Here is a 22,449-nt window from a genome sequence, read left to right as displayed (position 1 = left end):
GAGGGAGCTTGCTCCCGCTGGACTGCGCAGCAGGCCCAAAAGAAGCGGCCGCTACGCGCCCGAGCGGGAGCAAGCTCCCTCGCCACAAAAGCGCGCCAGCCACCACAACCTCAAACCACCGCAGCCCTGCGCTGCACAAACCGATCGACATACTCATCCGCCGGCGAGTGCAGGATCTCCCGCGGCGTGCCGACCTGGATCAGCTTGCCGTCCTTGAGAATCGCAATGCGATTGCCGATGCGCACGGCCTCGTCGAGGTCGTGGGTGATGAAGACGATGGTCTTGTGCAGGGTCTTTTGCAGTTCCAGCAACTGGTCCTGCATTTCCGCGCGGATCAGCGGGTCGAGGGCGCTGAAGGCTTCGTCCATCAGGATGATGTCCGTGTCCGCCGCCAAGGCCCGGGCCAAACCGACGCGCTGGCGCATGCCACCGGAGAGCTGGTGCGGGTATTTGTTCTCATAGCCTTTCAGGCCCACGGTGTTGATCCAGTGCAGCGCCCGCTCGGCGCACACCTGCTTGCTCTCGCCGCGCACTTTCAAGCCGTAGGCGACGTTGTCCAGCACGCTCTTGTGGGGCAGCAGGCCGAAGCTCTGGAACACCATGCTGATTTTGTGCCGGCGAAATTCGCGCAAGGCGTCCATGTCCAGTTGCAGGATGTCTTCGCCGTCCACCAGGATCGCGCCGCTAGTGGGATCGATCAGCCGGTTGAAATGGCGCACCAACGTGGATTTGCCGGAGCCGGACAGGCCCATGATCACGAAGATCTCACCGGTGCCGATGCTCAGCGACAGGTCGTTCACGCCGACCACGCAGCCGGTTTCGGCCAGCACCTGGTCCTTGGTCTTGTTCTGGCGGATCAGCTCCAGGGCTTCCTTGGAGCGGTTGCCGAAAATCTTGAAGACGTTTTTGACTTCGATCTTGCTGATGGCTGCGTTGCTCATTTGCTCACCTCATGCCGAGGACGACCATAGGCCTGGGTAATGCGGTCGATGACCACGGCGAGAATCACAATGGCCAGGCCCGCTTCCAGGCCACGCCCGACGTTGAGGGTCTGGATGCCCACCAACACGTCTTCACCCAAGCCACGGGCGCCGATCATCGAGGCGATGACGACCATCGACAGGGCCATCATGGTGGTCTGGTTGATCCCGGCCATGATGCTCGGCAGGGCCAGGGGCAGTTGCACGCCGAACAGCTGCTGCCAGCGGTTGGCGCCGAAGGCGTTGATCGCCTCCATCACTTCGCCGTCCACCTGGCGGATGCCCAGGTCAGTCAGGCGAATCAACGGCGGCGCGGCGTAGATCACCGTGGCGAAGATCGCCGGGACCTTGCCCAGGCCAAACAACATCAACACCGGAATCAGGTACACGAAGCTCGGCATGGTCTGCATGATGTCCAGCAACGGCATCAACACCGAACGCAGGCGATTGCTGCGCGCCGAGAGAATGCCCAGGGGAATGCCGATCATCACCGAGATCAGCGTCGCCACCAGCATCAGGGCGAGGGTCTGCATCAATTTGTCCCACAGGCCCACCGCACCCACCAGGAACAACAGGCCGACGATCACCGCCGTAGCGACGACCTTGCGGGTGGCGTGCCAGGCAACGCCGCCGACGATGGCCAGCATCAACCACCACGGCGCCATGCGCAGCAGGCCTTCGAGGTTGACGATGGCCCACAGCAGGGTGTCGGAGATGTGCCGGAACACATCGCCATAATTGGTCACCAAGGAATCGACCCAACCGTTGACCCAGTCGGCGATGGAGAAGGTAAAGCTTTCGGGAAACATAAGAGACTCTCGATCAGGTGGATGCGGTGAATGTCCCGGCCAGCCCCACGGTTGGCCGGGAAATATTCGACCTACAGAGCCGCGTCGATTTTCTTGGCAGCGTCTTCACTGACCCAGGCGTGCCAGACTTCAGGATGTTCCTTCAGGAAGATCTTCGCCAGTTTCGGCGACTCGATCCGCTCTTTGGCCATGCGCCCGAGGTTCTGGTTCAGGATATCGATCGGCAGGTTGACCTTTTCCAGCACCGCCACCAGTTCCGGGGCTTCGTCGTGGAAGGTCTTGGACAGGCCGACCTTGATGCTCACACTTTTATCCACGCCGGGTTTTTCTTCGAGTTTGACCAAGTCCACCTGGCCCATCAGCGGCGTTGGCGACCAGTAGTAGAACAGGATCGGCTCGCCACGCTTGTAGCTCGACAGCACCGCCGCATCCAGGGCCGGGCCGGTGCCTGGACGGAAGTTGGTGTAGGTTTTTTCCAGGCCGTAGCTCTTCAGCATTTCGCTGTTGTCCAGCTCGCAGGTCCAGCCGGCCGGGCAGTTGTAGAAGCGGCCCTTGGATGGCTCTTCCTGATCCTTGAACACGGCGGCGTACTGGCCCAGGTCGGCGATGTTCTTCAGGCCCGGGGCCTTGGCTTCGAGCTTGCGCTTGGCATCGCCTTCGATCACGTAGCGCGGCACGTACCAGCCTTCGATGGCGCCCACCACCGGGGCCCCGACGCCGACCACCTTGCCGGCCTTCTCGGCCTTGTTCCAGACTTCACTGCGGCCGACCCACTCTTCGGCAAATACCTGGATGTCGTTGCTGCTCAGGGCGTTTTCCATGGTGATGGAGTTGCCGGGCAGGCTGTCGGTCTTGCAGTCGTAGCCTTTTTCCAGCACCACTTGCAGGACGTCGGTCAGCAGCATGCCGCTTTCCCAGTTCAGGCCGGCGAATTTCACCGGTTTACCCGACTCGCACCAACCGGCCGCTTGCGTGGCGCCGGCGCTGGCCAGCAGTCCCATGGAAAGCAATGTGGTCAGCAGGGTCTTGTTCGACTTCATTATGTGACGCTCCTAATCAGTTGGATTGGCTTACGGCAGTCAAGAGGCATCCAGCCCTGTCAACGTCCCATCAGACCGCTTGGATGCGGCCCGCCCTGCTCGGTTGTGCGTCAACCGCGTCCTGCTCGACCGGCAGGATCAATTGATCGGGTACTGCGCTGTGCCACTTCCTGGCGACGACGTAATACAGCGCCGCCGGGACCACCAGGCCGATGATCCAGGAGATGTCCACACCGCCCATGGCTTTCACCAACGGACCGGTATAGAACTTGGTGGCAATGAACGGCAACTGAACCAGTACACCAAAGACGTAGACGCTGATGCCGAGGGCATTCCAGCGACCGTAGCGACCCTTCGGATCGTTCAATGCCGGCACGTCATAGCGCTCGCGCGTGATGCAGTAGTAGTCCACCAGGTTGATCGCGCTCCACGGCGTGAAGAACGCCAGCAAGAACAAGATGAAAGACTTGAACGCACCGAGGAACGAGTGCTGGCCGAGCAGCGCGATCAAGGTCGCCGCGCCGACAATGAACAGCACGAACACCAGACGCTGCACACGCGTTACGTTCAGGTGTCCCCGGAACCCGCTGATGATGGTCGCGATGCACATGAAGCTACCGTAGGAGTTCAGCGTGGAGATGGTGACCTTGCCGAACGCGATGCTGAAGTACAGCAACGCAGCCGTGGCACCGGTACCGCCCAGGCCAACGATGTAGGCCACTTCGTGACCGGCGAACTGCCCGTTGGCCGAGGCGGCGGCAAACACGCCGAGGATCATCGCCACCTGTGCGCCGATGACTGAACCGGCACCTGCGGCAAAAAAGGTTTTCACCGAAGAGGTCTTGCTCGGCAGGTAACGCGAATAGTCCGCCACGTAGGGGCCGAAGGCGATCTGCCAGGAGGCCGCGAGCGACACCGCCAGCAGGAAACTGCTCCAGCTGAAATGGCGGATTTGCAGGAGTGCGCCCACGTCGGTCTGGCTGATCAGGCGAGCAAACAGGTAAACAAAGGCAATCACACCAATCACGCTGGCGACACGGCCAATGAAGTGAATCACCCGATACCCGAGCACCGTGACCAGCACAATGACACTGGCGAAAATGAGGATGCCGACACTGTCGCTGACACCAAACAACTGGCCCAGCGCCTGGCCGGAAAGCACGGTCCCCGTCGCGGTGAAACCCAGGTACATCAGGCACACCAGCACGATCGGGATGGCCGCGCCATACACACCAAACTGCACACGACTGGAGATCATCTGCGGCAGGCCAAGCTTTGGCCCTTGGGCGGCATGCAAGGCCATGACGCCACCGCCGAGCACTTGGCCGATCAGCAAACCGATCAACGACCAGAACACATCACCGCCCAGCACCACCGCCAATGCACCGGTGACGATTGCAGTGATTTGCAGGTTGGCCCCCATCCAGAGGGTGAACTGGCTCAACAGCCGACCGTGTCGCTCCGCTTCCGGGATGTAGTCGATCGAACGTTTCTCGATCAACGGCTTGCTGCTTACGCGTGTGCTGGTGACAGCCATGGTTCAACCTCTGTGGATTGTTCTGGAATTGGTTTGCGCCGCGTCCCTGTGGGAGCGAGCTTGCTCGCGATGGCGGTCTATCAGCCAACACATGAGCTGAATGTGCCGGCCTCATCGCGAGCAAGAGGGATCCGGGATTACTTGCCGGTAATCATCGGCAGGTTCAGCCCCTGCTCCTTCGCGCAATCAATGGCGATCTGGTAACCGGCATCGGCATGGCGCATCACGCCGGTCGCCGGATCGTTGTGCAGCACGCGGGCAATCCGCTCGGCCGCTTCATCGGTACCATCGCAGACGATCACCATGCCCGAGTGCTGGGAGAAGCCCATGCCGACGCCGCCACCGTGGTGCAGCGATACCCAAGTCGCGCCACTGGCGGTGTTGAGCAAGGCATTGAGCAGCGGCCAGTCGGAAACGGCGTCGGAGCCGTCCTGCATGGATTCTGTTTCACGGTTCGGGCTGGCCACGGAACCGGAGTCGAGGTGGTCACGGCCGATGACGATCGGCGCCGACAGCTCACCGCTGCGCACCATCTCGTTGAACGCCAGGCCCAACTTGGCGCGCTGGCCCAGGCCAACCCAGCAGATCCGTGCCGGCAAGCCCTGGAAACTGATGCGCTCGCGAGCCATGTCCAACCAGTTATGCAGGTGAGCGTCGTCGGGGATCAGTTCCTTGACCTTGGCGTCGGTCTTGTAGATGTCCTGCGGGTCACCCGACAGCGCCGCCCAGCGGAACGGGCCGATGCCGCGGCAAAACAGCGGACGGATGTAGGCCGGGACGAAACCCGGGAAGTCGAAGGCATTTTCGACGCCCTCTTCCTGGGCCATCTGGCGGATGTTGTTGCCGTAATCGAAGGTCGGCACGCCCATTTTCTGGAAGGCCAGCATGGCTCTGACGTGGACGGCCATCGATTGCTTGGCGGCCTTCACCACGGCGGCGGGCTCGGTCTTGGCGCGGGCACGGTATTCGTCCCAGGTCCAGCCGGCCGGCAGATAGCCGTTGAGGGGATCGTGGGCGCTGGTCTGGTCGGTGACCATGTCCGGACGCACACCACGACGGACCATTTCCGGCAGGATTTCCGCCGCGTTCCCACACAGTGCAATGGAAATCGCCTTGCCTTCGGCGGTGTATTTCTCGATGCGCGCCAGGGCGTCGTCGAGGTCTTTGGCCTGCTCGTCGACGTAGCGGGTTTTCAGGCGGAAATCGATGCTCACCTGCTGGCACTCGATGTTCAGCGAGCATGCACCGGCCAAGGTCGCGGCCAGCGGCTGTGCGCCGCCCATGCCGCCCAGGCCGGCGGTCAGCACCCAACGGCCCTTGAGGTTGGAATCGTAATGCTGGCGACCAGCCTCGACGAAGGTTTCATAGGTGCCTTGCACGATGCCCTGGCTGCCGATGTAGATCCAGCTGCCGGCGGTCATCTGGCCGTACATGGCCAGGCCCTTGGCGTCGAGTTCGTTGAAATGTTCCCAACTGGCCCAGTGCGGCACCAGGTTGGAGTTGGCGATCAGTACGCGAGGGGCGTTGCTGTGGGTCTTGAACACGCCCACCGGCTTGCCGGATTGCACCAGCAGGGTTTCGTCGTCATTCAGGTGGGTGAGGCTTTCGACGATCTTGTCGTAGCACTCCCAGTTGCGTGCCGCGCGGCCGATGCCACCGTAGACCACCAGCTCCTTGGGGTTCTCGGCCACTTCCGGGTCGAGGTTGTTCATCAGCATGCGCAGCGGCGCTTCGGTCAGCCAGCTCTTGGCGGTCAGCGTGTTACCGCGAGGGGCGCGGATTTCAACGTCACGGTATTTTTCGGGTTTGCGGGTAGCGTCGGTCACAGCAAAAACTCCTCAGCGATCAATCCAGACCAGCCCGGGCAGTGGGCAGCGATTTCTACGAACGTTGCGTTGAATATCGGTGACTCATACGCATACGTCTTTACTTGTATGTACAAGCATATGCAATCAAGCGGCCAACTTGTTAGAGGTAGTGTTCAGAAACGGTTGGGGAATTGCTGAAAGCCTTGTGATTCAAGGGCTGCTGAGCGGCATGAAATTTTTGACGGGGGGTTTCAAAGGGAGGAATCGGGGGGACACAAAAGCGTGATATTGCGCCACGCTGGGGCATTCAGTAACAAGTTGGTGCGTGCGGAAGGAACAATAAACACGCTTTTTGTGGCGAGGGAGCTTGCTCCCGCTGGGCTGCGAAGCAGACCCCAAAAAACAGGGCCGCTGCGCGCTGGAGCGCCAGCCCGGCCCAGCGGGAGCAAGCTCCCTCGCCACAAAAGCTCTGTCGCAGGATTTCTTTAGTGGGCCGTCAGCTCGATCACGCAGCATTGGCCGTGGGTGGTGATTTCCAGCAGCCCGGTGTTGCCGCTCAGTTGCAGGCAGTCATAAAGCCCCAGCGCCTCGACAGCCTCATCCATCTTGATCCTCAGCGTCGGCGCGGCACTGAACACCAACACCGTTGCCGCCTCGCTGAAAAACCGCTGCTGGCCGCCCAACCATTGCAATCGCGCGCGGTAACGCTGCGGTGCGTAGATCAGGTTGAAGTCACGAATCGGTCCGCCCAGCAGCGTGCAATGCACATGGCTCTCGCCGCTGAACGCAAAAGCGTCCAGCGGATAAAGCGCCCGCGTAGCCTGACCATCGACATTCAACGTCATGCCATCTCCCTGCAAGACACTGATGATCCGCTCGTAACCGGCGAAGGTGGAAAAACCACCCGACTCACCGATATCGGCAATCGACAGTCTCCAGCCGAAACCTTCCAGGCCGGTGCCGGCATCGCGAGTGATTTCCTCGGTACTGCCGCCACCGTTCTTCCAAGGCATGCGCGGGTAATCCGCGGCACGTAACACTTTCAATTGGCTCATTTATGAAAACGCCCTTCCAGACTGTGACGTGAGCCCGGATGGATCAGGCGAGCGGCGGTGACCGGTTGGCGCCCGGACCAGGTGCGGCGACGGATCAACAGGCACGGCTCGCCCCTTTCGATCTGCAACAGCTTGCATTCGCTCGGCTCGGCTAGGATCGCCTCCACTACGTGCTCGCCTTCGGTCAGCGGCGCAACCTGGTTCAGGTAGGCGTAGGGGGTTTGCACGGTAAAGTCCTGCTTGAGGTATTCAGGTGCCACCAGTGCGTTGACGAAACGGTCCTCGATTTGCACGGGGATGTCGTTCTCGAAATGCACGATCAGTGAATGGAATACCTTCTGGCCTTCACGCATGTCCAAGGCCAGGGCCCGCTCGGAACCGGCCGCCTCTTCTTCCAGGGTGATGACCTTGCAGCTGTGACGATGACCACGGGAGGCGATTTCATCCGCGATGTTATGCACTTCGAACAACGCGGACTGGCTCTTGGGCTCGGCCACGAAGGTGCCGACACCCTGCATGCGCACCAACAGGCCGTCGGCGGTCATTTCCCGCAGGGCACGGTTGATGGTCATGCGGCTGAAACCCAGCTGGCTGACCAGCTCGCTTTCCGATGGCACACGGTAATGCGGCGGCCAGTTTCCACTGTCGATCTGCTGGGTAATCATTTGTTTAACGCGGGCGTACAAGGGCGCCGGACTGTCACCCATGTTTGCGGCCAGCGGCGGTTTGGCAGGCGGAGTCGGCACGGCGGTTCCCTGTTCTGCGAATAAGGTTGCTAGCTTGCCGGAGTTTACCGGCCAGGCAAACGTCTGTATATGTATATACAAATTACGCACGATGAGGTTGAACCATGTCCGCCTTCTTTGCCGAACGCGCGCTGCTGCCTAGTGGATGGGCCTATGATGTACGTCTTGAGGTGGATGCCGCAGGCGTCCTGACCCATATCCAGGCCGGCTCCCACGCAGATGGCGCCGAACGGCTGGGCGGTCCGCTGTTGCCGGGCATGCCGAACCTGCACTCCCACGCCTTCCAACGGGCGATGGCCGGGCTGGCGGAAGTGGCGGGCAATCCCAACGACAGTTTCTGGACCTGGCGCGACTTGATGTACCGCCTCGTCGGAAAAATCAGCCCCGACCAACTCGGCATCATCGCCCGCCAGCTGTACATCGAAATGCTCAAGGCCGGCTATACTTCGGTCGCTGAATTCCACTATGTCCACCATGACACCGACGGCGCGCCCTACGCCGACCCGGCGGAGCTGGCCCTGCGTATCAGCCACGCCGCCAGCGCCGCCGGCATTGGCCTGACGCTGCTGCCGGTGCTCTACAGCCATTCCGGCTTTGGCGGCCAGGCACCCAACGACGGGCAGCGCCGGTTCATCAACAGCACCGAAAACTACTTGAAACTTCAGTCGCGCTTGCAGCCGATCCTGGCCGGGCAAGCGTCCCAGGCGCTGGGCCTGTGCTTCCACTCGCTGCGCGCCGTGACGCCCGGGCAGATCCAGGACGTGCTGGCCGCCAGCGACCATGATTGCCCGGTGCACATCCATATTGCCGAGCAGCAAAAGGAAGTCGACGACTGCCTGGGCTGGAGCGGCGCGCGTCCGCTGCAATGGCTGTATGACAACACCGAGGTCGATCAGCGCTGGTGCCTGGTCCACGCCACCCACGCCAACGCCCAGGAAGTCAGCCTCATGGCCAAGAGCCGGGCGATTGCCGGCCTGTGCCTGACCACCGAAGCCAATTTGGGGGACGGGATTTTCCCGGCCGTGGATTTCCTCGCCCAGGGCGGACGCCTCGGTATTGGCTCCGACAGCCATGTGTCATTGAGCGTGGTCGAAGAATTGCGCTGGCTGGAATATGGCCAGCGCCTGCGGGATCAACGGCGCAACCGCTTGTATCGGGCGGATCAGCCGATGGTTGGCCGCACCTTGTTTGACGCGGCATTGGAAGGCGGCGCCCAGGCCCTGGGGCAGCCGATCGGCGCTCTCGAAATCGGCAAGCGCGCCGACTGGCTGGTGCTCGATGGCAACGACCCATACCTGGCCACGGCCCAGGGCGACGGGATCCTCAATCGCTGGCTGTTCGCCGGCGGCGATCGCCAGGTGCGCGATGTGATGGTCGGCGGACAGTGGGTGGTGCGTGAGGGGCGTCATGCCGGCGAAGCGGAAAGCGCCCGGGCGTTTACCCAGGTATTGCGCGAACTGCTGGGCTGACCCCAAGAATCGATGTGACAGATACCAAATGTGGGAGCGAGCTTGCTCGCGATGAGACCTTTACCTTCAAGTCCGCTATCGCGAGCAAGCTCGCTCCCACATTGGTTTTCGGGTGACTGTCAGTCCGAAGTCTTGGCCATCTGCCGGTCCGACGCGCGCCAGACCAGGCGTGTCGTGTCGTAGCCCTGCTGGCGCGCCTTGCTCAGCAGTTCTTCGCGCACGACGCTGTTGACGGTCGGTGTGCGGGACAGCAGCCACATGTAGCGACGGCTCGGGTCGCCGACGATGGCGGTCTTGTAATCATCGCTGACGTAGAGCACCCAGTATTGCCCTTTCGCCACGCCCGGCACGATCCGGGAAAACCAGTTATCGAATTCGACCCAGAGCTTGTCGGTCTTGCCCGGCACCTGCGGCGTCGCGGTGCCCCTGGCTTCTTCCCACTGCCAGTCCGAGGTCAGGCAGCGATTGAGCACGCCCACGTTGCCGTCTGGCTTGAGGGTGTAGTGAGCTTCCGATTGCGCGCAGTTGCGCTGGAAATACATGGGCAGGCGGGCCAACTCATACCAGGTCCCCTGGTAACGCTTGAGATTGACGCTGTTGACCGTCTTGGGTGCCAACGGATCTTCGCCAGAAGTGGCACAGCCAGCCAATACCAGGCCAGCCAAAAGCACAAACACTAACCGCATCATTATTTTTCTCCCGCAGGCCACTGGCCTCGGTTTACTTCAGGCCTTGGCCGGAAAACATCAACACTTTGTCACCGGCGTACTGCACGCTGATAAAGCTTTTCTGGTCGCCCCAGGTGCAGCTGGACATGCCGAGGGCGCCTGAGCAATCGGTCGGTTTCCCCAGCAACGTTTCGACTTCGGCCTTGGGCATGCCAGCCGACAGCTTCGAATAGTTTTCCTGGTTGACCTTGCTGCATGCGGTCAGCACGACGCACATAAACAGCAGAGCGATAGAACGCAGCGACATGGTGTAACTCCTGGAACGGAAGGGAGGTGGCAGGGTGCCAACCTGATCCTTAGAAGAGAAAACCCCTATCTGGTTCCCTCGCGCCGCCAGTATTTATTGGCCGTGCAGAGGTGTTTCATCGGTGAGTCACTCGGTTTGTGACGCCGTCGTACCTTTCGTCGGGATTGGACCCTGGACGCCTGATGAGCCGGGCTTCTACGCCGATAAAAAGTCACAGCGCAAAATCCTGCGTTATGGCAAATTGACAGCCCGTCCTGACCCGTCCCTCCGCGGTAGTGTTCTTAATGACCAGAAACATGAAATTCAGCCATAAAATCCTGCTGGCTGCCGCCCTCGTGGTGGCCGTTGCATTCGCCTGTTTCATCCTGTTCAACGACTACCGTCAACGCCAAAGCCTGCACGCCAGCACCGAGACTTCCATGCAGGAACTCGGCAGCCTGACCAGCCGTAACATCCAGACATGGGTCGACGGCCGTATCCAATTGCTGCAATCGCTGGCCCAACAGATCGCCGTGGACGGCAGCAGTGCCGACAGCCTCAAGCGCGCCGTGGGCCTGCCGGCCTATACCGGCAATTTCCAGCTCAGCTATTTCGGCGGCACCGACGGCCTGATGTTCTCGGTACCGGCCGGCAATCGCGCCGCCGACTACGACCCTCGCGCCCGTGGCTGGTACAAGGCTGCCAACAGCGCACAGCAAACCATCGTCACTGAACCCTACATCGCCGCCTCGTCGGGCAAGCTGGTGATCACCGTCGCCACTCCGGTACAACGCCAGAACCAGATGATCGGCGTGGCCGGTGCGGACATCGACCTGTCCAGCGTCAGCGCCATCATCAACTCGCTGAACTTCGGCGGCCACGGCCACGCGTTCATCGTCAGCGCCGACGGCAAGATCCTGATCCACCCCGACAGCAAGCGCGTGCTCAAGACCCTGGCCGAGGCCTACCCCAACGGCGCGCCGCAAATCAGCCCGGGTGTGAAGGAAGTCGACCTCGACGGCAAGTCCCAATTCATCTCCTTCACCCGGGTCAATGGTGTGCCGGGCACCGATTGGTACGTGGCGCTGGTGCTCGACAAGGACACCGCCCTGGCGATGCTCAGTGAGTTCCGCACTTCGGCACTGATCGCCATGGTCATCGCCGTGGTGTTCATCATCGCCTTGCTGGGCATGTTGATCCGCGTGTTGATGCAACCGCTGCTGACCATGGGCCGCGCCATGCATGACATCGCCGAAGGCGAAGGCGACCTGACTCGGCGCCTGGTGATCCACGGCCAGGACGAATTCGGCGCCCTGGGCACGTCGTTCAACCGTTTTGTCGAGCGCATTCACACCTCGATCCGCGAAGTGGCCTCGGCCACCGGTCAGGTCAACGAAGTCGCCCTGCGCGTGGTCAGTGCCTCCAACTCGTCGATGTTCAACTCCGACCAGCAGGCGTCGCGAACCAGCAGCGTGGCCGCGGCCATCAACCAGCTCGGCGCCGCCGCCCAGGAAATCGCCCAGAATGCCGCCCTCGCCTCGCAACATTCCAGCGAGGCCCGCAGCCTGGCCGAAGATGGCCAGCAAGTAGTGGATAAAACCATCGCGGCCATGCAGCAGTTGTCAGCCAAGATCAGCGATTCGTGCGGCAACATCGAAACCCTGAACAGCAACACGGTGAACATCGGCCAGATCCTCGAGGTGATCACCAGCATCTCCCAGCAAACCAACCTGCTCGCCCTCAACGCCGCCATCGAAGCGGCCCGGGCCGGTGAGGCCGGGCGCGGCTTCGCGGTGGTGGCCGATGAAGTGCGCAACCTGGCCCACCGCACCCAGGACTCGGCGCAGCAAGTGCAGAAGATGATCGAAGAGCTGCAAGTCGGCGCACGGGAAGCGGTACTGACCATGACCGACAGCCAGCGCCAGAGCGAAGGCAGCGTCAGCATCGCCAACCAGGCCGGCGAACGGCTGGGCAGCGTGACCCAACGCATCGGTGAAATCGACGGCATGAATCAATCCGTGGCGACCGCCACCGAAGAACAGACCGCCGTGGTGGAATCGATCAACGTCGACATCACCGAGATCAATACGCTTAACCAGGAAGGCGTGGAAAACCTGCAAGCCACCTTGCGGGCCTGTGCCGACCTCGAGCAGCAGGCGGCGCGGTTGAAGCAGTTGGTGGGCAGTTTCCGGATCTAGTGCTATCGAAGGCCCCATCGCGAGCAAGCTCGCTCCCACAGTTGACCGCACTCTACTGTGGGAGCGAGCCTGCTCGCGATGGCGATAGCGGCCACAACACAATTTAGAACCTGGACCCAGGCCTGCTCAAGAACTCCACTTCTTCAGCCGTGGACTTACGCCCCAACACCGCATTGCGATGGGGAAAGCGGCCAAACCGCGCAATGATCTTCTGATGCCGCTCGGCATAATCCAGGTTGTCCTCAAACACCGCACGCTGCGCCTCGGGCTGTTCTCGAACCAACTCGATGAACCGCGACACGGCTTCGTTCTGCACCGCGAGGTTTTCGCAGTGTTCGAGTACGAGGTAGATGAATACGCGCTGGATGGGTTTGAGTTGCTGATCGAAGCCCGCCGCCAGTCCTTGAGCCACCAGCGCTTGGGCACGCAGGTCGCCGGAAAAACCTTCGGGGGTGTTGCGATAGATCATCCGGGGAAGTTGATCTAGTAGCAGCACCAAGGCCAGCCAACCTTCCGGGCGTTGCGCCCAATCGGTCAATCCGCCGGCCAGTGCCTGCTCGACCTGATCACCGAAGCGCTCTTGCGCCTGGCGATCATGGCCTTTGCCAAACCATAGCTTGCCCTTGTCAGCCGCGATCTCATCTGGTTTTTCGGCTGTGCCAAACCACCAATCGAGCAACGGCTGCCAGGGCTCGGCCATGATTTACTCCTTGTGGTAAGCCGTGGCGCGGGCCACTTCTTCCTTCGAGCCGAGGAACACGGCCACACGCTGGTGCAGGCCTTCAGGCTTGATATCAAGGATGCGCTGGTGGCCATCGGTGGAAGCGCCACCGGCCTGCTCCACCAGGAACGACATCGGGTTGGCTTCGTACATCAGGCGCAGCTTGCCTGGCTTGGAGGGCTCGCGGCTGTCGCGCGGGTACATGAACAGGCCACCACGGGTCAGGATCCGGTGCACATCGGCAACCATCGCGGCGACCCAGCGCATGTTGTAGTTCTTCTTCAGCGGGCCTTCTTCACCGGCCAGCAACTCACTGACGTAGCGTTGTACCGGAGCTTCCCAGTGACGCTGGTTGGACATGTTGATGGCGAATTCCTGGGTGGTTTCAGGAATGGTGATGTCTTCGTGGGTCAGGACGAAGCTGCCCATCTCGCGGTCCAGGGTGAAGCCCTTGACGCCGTCGCCCAAGGTCAGCACCAGCATGGTCTGCGGACCATAGATGGCATAACCGGCGGCAACCTGCTCGGTGCCTGGCTGCAAGAAGGCCTTTTCATTCAGGGCTTCGTTCTGGCTCAGGTACTCGTTCGGGCAACGCAGTACCGAGAAGATGGTGCCGACCGGCGCGTTGATGTCGATGTTCGACGAACCGTCCAGTGGGTCGAATACCAGCAGGTAGGCACCCTTGGGGTATTTGCCCGGGATCTGGTAGGCATTGTCCATTTCCTCGGATGCCATGCCCGCCAGGTGACCGCCCCATTCGTTGGCTTCGAGCAGGATTTCGTTGGACAGCACGTCCAGCTTCTTCTGCACTTCGCCCTGCACGTTTTCGGTGCCCATGCTGCCCAGGACACCACCCAAGGCGCCTTTGGAGACGGCGTGGCTGATCTCCTTGCACGCACGCGCCACCACTTCGATCAAAAAGCGCAGATCGGCAGGGGTATTGTTGCTGCGGGTCTGCTCAATCAAATAGCGACTCAAGGTAACGCGGGACATGGACGGCTCCGAAAAATAGGGGGCGGAAAACCCGCGCAGTTTAGCGCGAGTCGGGACTTAATTCCTCCTATGAGACGGGATATGGAGGATTGAGTTCACGGCGCAGCGGTTCGCCTGGGTATTTCTGTTGAATGACAGGGCGCCATCGCGAGCAAGCTCGCTCCCACAGTTGACCGAGTTCTTCCGAGGAACACGGTCCAGTGTGGGAGCGAGCTTGCTCGCGATGAACACACCTCAGCTCTTGACCGGCGGCTTGCGCAGCAGGCTGAAAGCCATCGCCGCGAGGAACAGCACGCTCAGCAGCAGCACCGCCCACAAGCCGATTTTCTTCCAGTTGGTATCGACCGTCGCCGGCACAGCGGCAGCGGCCGTAACCGGCGTCGAAGTGGCCGAGCCGTTCACCGTCGCCGTCCCCAACGCCGCCAGGCGCGACGGTTTGTAATCGGGCACCAACGTGGTCAATGGCAAGCTGGCCGCCTTGGCTGTCGCGCTGCCCAGCGCCAGGCGGTAGGGGCCTTCGCCCCGCGCCAGGAACACCACTTGGGTCGGACGCACGGCAAAGCGCAACGCCGGGGCTTCGGTTCCCAGGCCACCGCCGCGCTCGTCCACGGTCAATTTCAGTTGCTGCACGGTCTGGCCGGACAGTTGCAGACGGTTTTGCAGCACGTCCTGGCCGTTCTGGGTCAGGCGATAAAGCAAACCAGCGCCCAGCGGCTGCCACGGATGGCTGCTTTCGCGGCGGCCAGCCAGGGTCACCGGCGCCAGGCTGTTGGCTTGGCTCAGTTCGACCTCCACCTGTTCGATGTTCAGCCCCATGGGCAGCTGCCAGGTGTATTCACCGGTCTTCGTCGTGCTGCCGGCCAACGGCTGCGACCAGGCCAGTGGCAACGGCAGGTTTTCGCGGCTGGCGCTTTGCAACTGGGCCGAGGTCAGCACCGGCGCCGAGGACGGCGAATCCCACAGCAGCCGCAGATAGCGCGCCGGCTGCCCCGGCAGATTCACTTCATGCTGTTCGACCTGCTCGTCGGCAAAGGTCAGGCGCGCCACCTGGCCTTCGCCCCATGACTGCCAGTGCTGCAAATCGTCGCTGGCTTCGATGGTGAATCGCTGGAAACCGTCGCGCTCACTGGTCCAGTCGAGGATCAACTGCTGCAGCGGTGCCTTGATCGCACTGGCATCCAACAACCAGCCACGCAACGCCTCTTCCCCGGCTTCGAGCCGGCTGGCGGGTTGGACTTCAACCAGGGTGCCGTTGGCGTTCGATTGCACCCGCACGCTGGGCGCGCGCTCGTTGTCATCGGCGGCGTTGTACAGCGGGAACCACTTCACGTCGGTGAAGGTGCGGTTTTCCCGACTCTGAGCCGACTCGCGCACCAAGGCGTAGGCCTGGGCCTGGCCGGCGGCGTTGAAGACTCGCAAGTCGCTCAGGTCGGTCTGCCGCGCTTGCAATTGAACGTCCAATGGCAATGGCAGGCGATACCACGGCCCTTCGCCGCTCAAGGCCAACGGCACCTGATGGGCGAAATCCGCCGGTTGCTCCTGGGCCGTAGCCGACAAGGCCACCCACAATCCGACCACCCCCAGCCCGATCCGATTCAACGTGCGACTCAAGATGACACTCCCTCACTGACAGGCATCGGCGGCTCGACCGGTGAGGCCGTTTCCGGGCGTTTTGGCGGCAGCGGCGCGAAGTAGCCCACCACCAGCAACAACACGCCCACGCCGATAAACGACACGATCCGCGCCAGACCGCCACGGTTACTCAATTCGACAAAGAACAGCTTCGCCACGACCACGGCGATCAACGCCGCGCCCACCAGCCACACTTCTCGACGATGGCGCAGGTGACCACCGATCATCAGGCCCAGGGCGATCAGGGTCCAGACAATGGACAAGCCGGCCTGCACGAACATTGACTCGAGCAGCGCATCCAGCTCGTACGGGACCCCCATCCACTGGTGAGCCGTACGCATCACCAGGGCAGTGAAGAACGCGAACAGCGACACACCGGCGATCAACTGGGCGATGTACCCGACGCGACTCCAGCGGTTCGTCGATTGCGCCACGGCGTTGCGGGCCCACACATAGATACCGAACAAGGCGAACAGCAGGCCCAGTTCCAGGGGATTGAGCAACGGCACATAAGGCAGTGGCTCTGAGTTGCCATCGCTGAAGGTGTTGGTCAGCCAGAACCAACCGAGCATCAACAGCGCCATGGGCGCCGCCGCGTAGACCCGGTATTCGCGCGGCTGGGCCGAGACCGGCCATGGCAAGGTACGCGGCGTGGCCATCAGCACCAGGTACAAGCCCGGCAGGATCGCCCAGGCCAGCCAGCGCCAGGCATTGTACTGCTCGGACAGCAATAGCAGGCCGTAACGCAACTCCAGCATCAACACCGCCATCAGCAACCAGCAACCCAGGACGTGGGCCGTACTGCGCGCCTGCGCCGGCAGCGTCTCGGCCAGGCGCTTGAGCGAGAGGAAATGCACGGCGAATACCGCCAGCCAGGCCAGCCAGCCAACGTTCGCCGCCGGGTGGTAATGGCTGTGCCCCGTTGCCACCAGCACACAACCCGCCGCCGGGATCAACAAGGTGCACAGCAGCCCCAGCGCCGGCCATTTCAAGCGCAGCGACAACACGCTCCACACCGCCACGCTGAGCGCCGCGACCGTCAACAGCAAGCTGCCTTGCAGGTTCGCCGGGGCGAAGCGCAGCACTTCGCTGACCCACGCCAGCGCCCACCAACCGGCGCCCCAGATCAGCAACAGCTCGGACAGGCGCTGCAAGCTCAAGGCATCGAGTTCCTGCGCGGCATGCGCCCGTTGCAGGCGCCATGCCCCCACCAGCGCTGCCAGCCCCAGCACCAACGGCGTCCAGAAGCCGCTATGGGCCAGGGGCCGCAGGTCCTCGGCATTGAGCGGCCCCAACAGCGCCGGCCCCGCCGTCAGGAACGCCGCACCGCCCAGCAGTTGCAACAGCAGGCCGAAGACAAAACTCACCCGTTGTTTCAGGTACAGGCTCAGCCAGATGATCAACAGGCCGCTGGCCGCCCATACGCCGCTCGCCGTTTGCCACGGCAGGACGAACAGCACCGCGAGATTGATCAGCACCAGCCCCGCCAGCAATACCACCGACAAGCCGCGCAGCAACCGGACATCGTTGCGCACCATGTCGTCGCGCGCCGCCAGCAACATGCCGCCGATCAACGCCAGGCCGATCAGCGAGGCACTGAGCAAACCGCTCCAACCCGCGCTGAACACCGCTGAGGCATCGCCCTCGGCACCTTGCAAGCGCAACAGGAACAGCGCGCCGCCGAGCAATTGCACCGCAAACGCCGTGAACAGGAAGCTACGCGATTGCAGGCGCAGGCCGACAAACAGCGTCGCCAAACCGGCGAGGGCCCAGGCAATGGCGGTGCCGTGGGTGAGGAAGAACAGCGGTGCCAGCAGATAGAGGAAACTCAGCCCCAGCACCGCCAGCATCGGCCGGCCTTGGCGTTCCCAATGCGAACAGTGTCCGGGCTCAGCCTTGAGCAACTGGTAGAAGGTGAACAGCAAGGCGCCGCCGAGCATCAATGCTCCCAGCGGTGAACCATCGAGCAGGCTGCCGTCGCCAGTGCGCAACTCGCTGAGGAACGCCAGTGCCGAGCCCACTTGCAGCAACAAGGCAAAAGCCCGGGCCAATGGACGTTGCTGGCGCAGGCCCAGCCAGAAGATTCCCGCGCCTTCCACGGCCCACGCCGCCGCGGTCCAACGGGCATCGAGCCCCAACGGGATCGCCAGGCTGGCAAAAATCACCCCCAGGGCCAGGCAGGTTTCCGCCAACAGCAGGGCGCGCCCACCCATCAATAGCCGAGCCAGGCCCATGTAGATCATGCCCAGGGCCAGGGCGCTGAAGGCGGCGGCGAATTCCAGGTGCTGCACCAACGCGAACTGCAAGCCGAAGCCCACCAGCGGCGGGCCGAACAGCATGCTCCCGTCCACGTAATCGCCCTTGCGCGCCGACCAGCGCAGCAACGCCTCGCGGCTAGCGTCTTCGGGAGCGTCGCTCATTTCCAACAATTTGCGCCGCGTGAACAGCAAGCCAATCGCCAGGTAGATGAGGAAGAACAGGATCAGGAACGGCTCGGTGCTCCACAGCAGTTCCGGTGTGTAGGAACGCAGGCCCCAGGCGAAACCGATGCCGAAGGTGCCGACAAAACCGATCAGGTTGAGCAGGCGCCAGGCCTTGAACCAGGCGATCGCGAGGATGCCGGCATTGAGCAGGATGAAATAGCTGAACAGGGCAACGTGGTTGCCGCTGCCGGTGGAGGTCAGGATCGGGGCGGCAAACCCGCCCAGCGCCGCCGCAGCAGCCAAGCCCATGGCGTTCTGGGTAACCGCGAGGATCGCCGAGAACACCGTGACCGCCACCAGCAAACCCAGGGCCGCCTTGGCGTCGAGCAACGGATGCAGGCGCATGGCGGCGAACACCGTCAGGTACAGCACGGCGATCCCCGTCCCCTGGAGCATCAGCGCATAACTGCTGTTGCGTTGGCGCAACCACCAGCCCAGGCCCAGCAGGCCCAACGCACTGGCCGCGACACCGGCGTAACGCACTTCGATCGGCACCACCATGCCTTCGGTGGCGTAGCGCAGCAGGAACGCCAGGCCGAGGAACAACAGCAGCACACCGACTCGCAGCACGGTATTGCCGCCAAACAGCCAGTTGCGCGCGCCCGTCACGGCGCGGTCGAACAGATTCGGGCCGCGCGGGGCCGCCGGCTCCGCAGCGATCGGCTCCAGGGGCAAAGGGGCAAAGTCGCGGTTGGCACGTCGACTGGACGTCTCTGGCGCGGGTTTCCAAATGTTCTCGGGCAACGGCTGGCTGGCCTGGCTGGCCATCGCGGAAACGGGTTCGAGGTCTGGCGGCAACTCCCAGACGAGCTGCGGCTCGCTACGCGTCGCGGGCTGCGCGGCCTGGGGCACGGCAACCTCGGGCGCTGGCGTCGGATCAGGTGGCTCGGCCACCTTGCCGCGTTCGAGAACCGCCAGGCGGGCTTCCAGCGTGAGCACGCTCTGCTGGGCTTCCTGCAACAAGATCTGTTGCTTGGCGGCCTGGACTCCCAGGCGCCCCAGTCGAAACGCCTGGGCGATGCCAAGCCCCACCAGTGCGCCTATCAGCGCATCGGCGAACGACTCGTCCACCACCCAGCCGAGTGCCAGGCCCAACAACGTCAAGATCCATTGCATGGTCGATATCCCTAAGCGGCCCGTTGCGGGCGTAACCGGGGTGATGCGGTGCCTGGATCAGTCTAGTGGAAAACCCCCAAGCCCTGTGGGAGCGAGCTTGCTCGCGATGCGGTGTGTCAGGTGACATTAATGTTGCCTGACAGGCTGCTATCGCGAGCAAGCTCGCTCCCACATTGGATGGTTGGCATTTCCAGTACCGAGTCCGGCTGCACAGCCCGGCGAAACTGGCGCCTAGTATATCGACGAAGCCCAACCGCCGTTGGGCTTCGCTCACATTTCTTGCAGTAAAGGCTACTCCAGGGCTTTCCAGATGTCGGTGGCGTATTCCCGAATGGTCCGGTCCGAGGAGAACCAGCCCATGCGCGCGGTGTTGAGCACCGCAGAACGCCACCATTGCTTGGAATCGTGCCACTTCTCTTCGACCTTGGCCTGGGCGTTCCAGTAGGCGTCGAAATCGGCGCAAACCAAGAAGCGGTCGTAATCCACCAACGAGTCCACCAGCCCGGTGTAGCGCATCGGATCGTCCGGCGAGAACACCCCGCCACGAATCGCCTGCAGCACATCGTTGAGCCGATGGGACGCAGCGATGTCCGGCGCGGCGCTGAATTCGCCGTTGCGCTTGCGCGCCTCGACCTGCTCGGCGGTCAGGCCGAAGATGAACATGTGCTCGCCACCGACGCGGTCATGCATTTCCACGTTGGCGCCGTCCATGGTGCCGATGGTCAGCGCACCGTTGAGGCCGAACTTCATGTTGCTGGTGCCCGAAGCTTCGAAACCGGCGGTAGAAATCTGCTCCGACAAATCCGCCGCCGGGATGATGCTTTCGGCCAGGCTGACGTTGTAGTTGGGCAGGAACACCACCTTGAGCAAGCCGCGCACGGTCGGGTCGTTGTTCACCACCCGGGCGATGTCGTTGGTCAGCTTGATGATCAGCTTGGCCTGGTGATAACTGGCGGCGGCCTTGCCGGCGAAGATCTTCACCCGCGGCACCCAGTCCACTTCCGGCTCGGCACGAATCGCCTGGTACAGCGCCACGGTGTGCATCAGGTTGAGCAACTGGCGCTTGTACTCGTGGATCCGCTTGACCTGCACGTCGAACATCGCCGCCGGGTTGACGGCGATGCCCAGTCGCTCGTGAATCAGGTACGCCAGGGCCTTCTTGCTGTGCAGGCGCTGCTCGGCGAACTGCTTGCGAAACGCCGGCTTGTCGGCAAACGGTTCCAGTTCGATCAAGCGCTCCTCGGGGTTGTCGAGCACGCTCGGGCCGAGGGCGTCGACCATCATCGAAGTCAATTCAGCGTTGGCCTGGAACAGCCAGCGGCGGAAGGTGATGCCGTTGGTCTTGTTGTTGATCCGCTCCGGATAGAGTTTGTGCAGCTCGGAGAACACCGTGCTGCGCATCAACTGGGTATGCAGCCCGGACACGCCATTGACGCTGTGGGAACCGAGGAACGCCAGGTTGCCCATGCGCACCCGGCGACCGTTGTCCTCCTCGATCAGCGACACCGCGCGCAGCACGTCGAAATCGTGCACACCCTTGGCCCGCAGCGAATCGATGTGCTGGGCGTTGATCAGGTAGATGATCTGCATGTGCCGGGGCAACATGCGCTCCATCAGCCCCACCGGCCAGGTTTCCAGGGCTTCGGGCAACAGCGTGTGATTGGTATAGGACAGCGTGTCCTGGGTGACCTGCCAGGCCGCGTCCCAGGCCACGTCGTAGACGTCCACCAACTGCCGCATCAACTCGGCCACGGCAATGGACGGGTGCGTGTCGTTGAGCTGGATGGCCGCGTGATCGCCCAGGGTCAGCACCGAGGTGTGCATGTTGCGATGGCGGCGCAGCAAGTCCTGCAACGAGGCGGCGACGAAGAAATATTCCTGGCGCAGGCGCAGTTCCTGCCCGGCTTCGGTGCTGTCGGCTGGGTACAGCACGCGGGAAATACTTTCGGCCCGGGCCACTTCGGCTACGGCGCCGAGGTGGTCGCCGGCATTGAAGCGTTCCAGGTGCAGGTCTTCTACCGCCCGGGCGCGCCACAGGCGCAGGGTGTTGACACTGGCGCCGCGCCAGCCCACCACTGGCGTGTCATAGGCAATGGCCCGCACGGTTTCGGCCGGGGACCAGACCTGGCGGGTCTTGCCGGTGTCATCGGTCACGGTCTCGACGCTGCCGCCAAAGCCGATGGGGTAGACCACTTCCGGACGTTCGAACTCCCACGGGTTGCCGAAATCCAGCCAGTGCTCGGTCTGCTCCTGCTGCCAACCATCGACAATCGCCTGGCGGAACAAGCCGTGTTCGTAACGAATACCGTAGCCATGGCCGGCGATACCCAGTGTGGACATGCTCTCCATGAAGCACGCCGCCAGGCGGCCAAGGCCACCGTTGCCCAACGCCGCGTCGGGCTCGAGCAGCCGGATACGCTCCAGGTCCACGCCCAACTCAGTCAAGGCCTCACGGGCGGTGTCCAGCAGGCCGAGGTTGCTCAGGCTGTCGTAGAGCAAGCGACCGATGAGAAATTCCAGGGAGAGGTAATAGACCCGCTTCTGGCCCTTGCGGTAGATCTGCCGCGTGTGGTCCATCCAGTGTTCGACCATGTGGTCGCGGGCGGCGAGGGCAATGGCTTCGAACCAATCGTGATCAAACGCATGATCGGGGTCCTTGCCGACGGCATAAGTGAGTTTGGTCAACACGGCGTCGCGAAATGCCGCAACTTCAGCTTCGCGAACAAGTGGTTCTTGAGTCATTGATAAGACCTCGAACGAGCATGGAATTGTCTGAGCCTAGACGGTCTGACAGACGGTACAGGCTCTTGGTTCGGTGGATTTCCCCGAGTGTCGGAGAATCGCCGCCATGGAATTGCCGGATGGTCGAATGAATGCAGGGGCCGTGCCGGTCCGGACAGGTTTTGCC

16 protein-coding genes are annotated in these 22,449 nt (G+C 62.4%); 2 read left to right on the top strand and 14 right to left on the bottom strand.

What is annotated here, in order from left to right:
• Positions 1-110: 110 nt before the first annotated feature.
• The 7 genes from ACLH0I_RS02935 to hutC all read right to left on the bottom strand — a co-directional run bounded on the left by ACLH0I_RS02935 (position 111) and on the right by hutC (position 7,936).
• Entirely contained in the window at positions 111-941 is an 831-nt protein-coding gene (locus tag ACLH0I_RS02935) for a glycine betaine/L-proline ABC transporter ATP-binding protein (RefSeq protein WP_050586211.1), read from the bottom strand.
• Positions 938-1,789 (bottom strand): ABC transporter permease, encoded by an 852-nt coding sequence (locus ACLH0I_RS02930; RefSeq protein ID WP_181290757.1) that lies wholly within the window; start codon positions 1,787-1,789, stop codon positions 938-940. The genes ACLH0I_RS02935 and ACLH0I_RS02930 overlap by 4 nt, the downstream gene beginning before the upstream one ends.
• Before the next feature lie 71 nt (positions 1,790-1,860).
• On the bottom strand, positions 1,861-2,829 hold the full coding sequence (locus ACLH0I_RS02925; protein WP_186706118.1) for an ABC transporter substrate-binding protein: 969 nt from the start codon (positions 2,827-2,829) through the stop codon (positions 1,861-1,863).
• Between the two features lie 70 nt (positions 2,830-2,899).
• Positions 2,900-4,366, bottom strand: a complete 1,467-nt coding sequence (locus tag ACLH0I_RS02920; RefSeq protein ID WP_250961909.1) for a purine-cytosine permease family protein — start codon at positions 4,364-4,366, stop codon at positions 2,900-2,902.
• Between the two features lie 137 nt (positions 4,367-4,503).
• Entirely contained in the window at positions 4,504-6,192 is a 1,689-nt protein-coding gene (gene hutU, locus ACLH0I_RS02915; protein ID WP_411386247.1) for a urocanate hydratase, read from the bottom strand.
• Between the two features lie 467 nt (positions 6,193-6,659).
• On the bottom strand, positions 6,660-7,229 hold the full coding sequence (locus ACLH0I_RS02910; protein ID WP_411386246.1) for a HutD family protein: 570 nt from the start codon (positions 7,227-7,229) through the stop codon (positions 6,660-6,662).
• Positions 7,226-7,936 carry a histidine utilization repressor gene (hutC, locus tag ACLH0I_RS02905; RefSeq protein ID WP_014336125.1) on the bottom strand — a complete coding sequence of 237 codons (711 nt, stop codon included), beginning with the start codon at positions 7,934-7,936 and terminating at the stop codon, positions 7,226-7,228. The genes ACLH0I_RS02910 and hutC overlap by 4 nt, the downstream gene beginning before the upstream one ends.
• A gap of 143 nt (positions 7,937-8,079) precedes the next feature.
• Between hutC and ACLH0I_RS02900 the strand changes: the two genes are divergently transcribed.
• Entirely contained in the window at positions 8,080-9,444 is a 1,365-nt protein-coding gene (locus ACLH0I_RS02900; protein ID WP_411386245.1) for a formimidoylglutamate deiminase, read from the top strand.
• Positions 9,445-9,563: 119 nt separating this feature from the next.
• Here the strand turns inward: ACLH0I_RS02900 and ACLH0I_RS02895 are convergent, their stop codons facing one another.
• Both ACLH0I_RS02895 and ACLH0I_RS02890 read right to left on the bottom strand, forming a co-directional pair.
• Complete coding sequence (locus ACLH0I_RS02895; protein ID WP_250961905.1) at positions 9,564-10,133, bottom strand: lipocalin family protein; 570 nt, start codon at positions 10,131-10,133, stop codon at positions 9,564-9,566.
• 31 nt (positions 10,134-10,164) lie between these two features.
• The gene (locus ACLH0I_RS02890) at positions 10,165-10,419 is read right to left on the bottom strand and encodes a hypothetical protein (protein WP_003186715.1); all 255 of its coding nucleotides are present in this window, start codon (positions 10,417-10,419) and stop codon (positions 10,165-10,167) included.
• Between the two features lie 284 nt (positions 10,420-10,703).
• Here ACLH0I_RS02890 and ACLH0I_RS02885 point away from each other — a divergent pair, with 284 nt between their 5' ends.
• On the top strand, positions 10,704-12,596 hold the full coding sequence (locus tag ACLH0I_RS02885) for a methyl-accepting chemotaxis protein (protein WP_411386244.1): 1,893 nt from the start codon (positions 10,704-10,706) through the stop codon (positions 12,594-12,596).
• A gap of 103 nt (positions 12,597-12,699) precedes the next feature.
• On the opposite strand, the gene ACLH0I_RS02880 is transcribed toward ACLH0I_RS02885, so the two are convergent.
• The 5 genes from ACLH0I_RS02880 to ACLH0I_RS02860 all read right to left on the bottom strand — a co-directional run bounded on the left by ACLH0I_RS02880 (position 12,700) and on the right by ACLH0I_RS02860 (position 22,283).
• Complete coding sequence (locus ACLH0I_RS02880) at positions 12,700-13,296, bottom strand: DUF924 family protein (protein WP_411386243.1); 597 nt, start codon at positions 13,294-13,296, stop codon at positions 12,700-12,702.
• A 3-nt stretch (positions 13,297-13,299) separates the two neighbouring features.
• On the bottom strand, positions 13,300-14,310 hold the full coding sequence (locus tag ACLH0I_RS02875; protein WP_030141457.1) for a class 1 fructose-bisphosphatase: 1,011 nt from the start codon (positions 14,308-14,310) through the stop codon (positions 13,300-13,302).
• Positions 14,311-14,544: 234 nt separating this feature from the next.
• Positions 14,545-15,921, bottom strand: coding sequence for a DUF3999 domain-containing protein (locus ACLH0I_RS02870; protein ID WP_411386242.1), 1,377 nt, complete (start codon positions 15,919-15,921; stop codon positions 14,545-14,547).
• Positions 15,918-19,541, bottom strand: a complete 3,624-nt coding sequence (locus ACLH0I_RS02865) for a DUF2339 domain-containing protein (RefSeq protein ID WP_411386241.1) — start codon at positions 19,539-19,541, stop codon at positions 15,918-15,920. The genes ACLH0I_RS02870 and ACLH0I_RS02865 overlap by 4 nt, the downstream gene beginning before the upstream one ends.
• 291 nt (positions 19,542-19,832) lie before the next feature.
• Complete coding sequence (locus tag ACLH0I_RS02860; protein WP_411386240.1) at positions 19,833-22,283, bottom strand: glycogen/starch/alpha-glucan phosphorylase; 2,451 nt, start codon at positions 22,281-22,283, stop codon at positions 19,833-19,835.
• Between the last annotated feature and the right edge of the window lie 166 nt (positions 22,284-22,449).

This window comes from Pseudomonas sp. MPB03, from assembly GCF_046605385.1.
Classification (GTDB): domain Bacteria; phylum Pseudomonadota; class Gammaproteobacteria; order Pseudomonadales; family Pseudomonadaceae; genus Aquipseudomonas; species Aquipseudomonas zanjanensis.
The sequence above is the reverse complement of the archived record's forward strand: the minus strand, read 5'-3'. Positions and strand labels throughout refer to the sequence as shown.